Genomic DNA, 1,211 nt, shown 5'->3' with positions numbered 1-1,211 from the left:
CGGCGTGAGATCGCGGTCGGGCTCACCGCTGCGTTCGCCGCACCACGCGGTCGGTCCGCACCCGCGGACCCCGACGTCAGCACCCGCCGGGCCGCGACGGTCGGCGGACCGGTGGCCGGTCTCGCCGCCGGGGCGGACGCCGTGGTCTTCGGGCCTGGCGAGCCGGCGCCGGAGCAGGTCGACGCCTACTGGCAGCAGGTCGACGCGGCGATCGCGGCGATGCAGGACGTCGTCCCCCGGCGCCAGCGGTGGCTGGCCCGGTGGTCCCTGGCCTCGCTGCGTGCACGACGGCGGGAGCAGCGCCGGGCGCGACCGCAGGCACGCTGACCCCCTCGGTACGGTGAGGCCATGGCGTCGACGCAGCAGTCCCGGGTGCTGCAGCGGTTCCAGGTGCCGCAGCGGGTCCGCGAGCTGCGGCGGTCTCAGGTGCTGCAGCGGTCGTGGTGGTCTGCCTGGTGGCGGGGCAGGACGCGCTCCCAGGCCCGGGTCGTGCTCGGCGCGCTCGCCCTGGTCGCCCTGACCGCGGGTGTTGGCGCCGCGGGCCTGATCAGCCGCGAGCCCGACGGCGCGCTACGGGCCGGGATCGGTGAGCCGCACCCGGGCTCCACGGAGGTCGGCCCGGTGAGCCTGGTGCTGCCCGAGGCCCTCGGCCCGTGGGCGCACGTGCCGGATGACCGCATGGACGCCCTGCGGTCCACCGGGGCCGGGCAGGGGATGGCCCTGGACGGGGCGTGGGGCAGGGTCGCCCCCGGGGGCCTGCTCCTGACCGTGCTCAGCGTCGAGGCGGGATCGCACCGTGGTGTGGACGGCCTCGCGGGGCCGTACGAGGCGGGCACGGTCGAGGTCGCCTGGCGCGGCTCAGCCTCGCACCGGACGGGTTCCCGGGCGGCGGACGGGGTCCGGGAGATCGCTCTGGCAGTCGAGCACCCGGACGGGTACCTGCTGCTGCTGTCCGTCAGCGGGCCGCAGGGTGCCTTCATGTCGGGGGAGCTCCAGGAGGCGTTGTCCACGGTCCGGGTGGCCCCCTGAGGGCCCTGCTGGCGTCTGCGGTCAGGCGGGCGCGTCCTCGTGCTCGGACGGCAGCAGGGCGAGCTGGACGACCTGCAGGCCGCGCTCGCGGGTGACGAGCTGGCCGCGACCGGGGGGGCCGGGCACGGGCTTGGCGGCGCCGAGGAGGGCGCCCTCCTCGGGGCTGCCGGACAGGGCCAGGC

The 1,211-nt window shown here is 77.5% G+C and carries 1 protein-coding gene and 1 pseudogene; both read left to right on the top strand.

All coding sequences use genetic code 11. The annotated features are described in order from the left end of the window. Positions 1–327 (top strand): annotated as a pseudogene (locus L0B03_RS18125) (hypothetical protein); the annotation flags it as partial. A 21-nt stretch (positions 328–348) separates the two neighbouring features. Continuing rightward, positions 349–1,029 (top strand): hypothetical protein, encoded by a 681-nt coding sequence (locus tag L0B03_RS18120; RefSeq protein ID WP_250448437.1) that lies wholly within the window; start codon positions 349–351, stop codon positions 1,027–1,029. The last annotated feature ends 182 nt before the right edge of the window (positions 1,030–1,211 follow it).

Source organism: Actinotalea sp. C106 (assembly GCF_023630195.1).
Lineage (GTDB): Bacteria > Actinomycetota > Actinomycetes > Actinomycetales > Cellulomonadaceae > Actinotalea.
The sequence above is the reverse complement of the archived record's forward strand: the minus strand, read 5'-3'. Positions and strand labels throughout refer to the sequence as shown.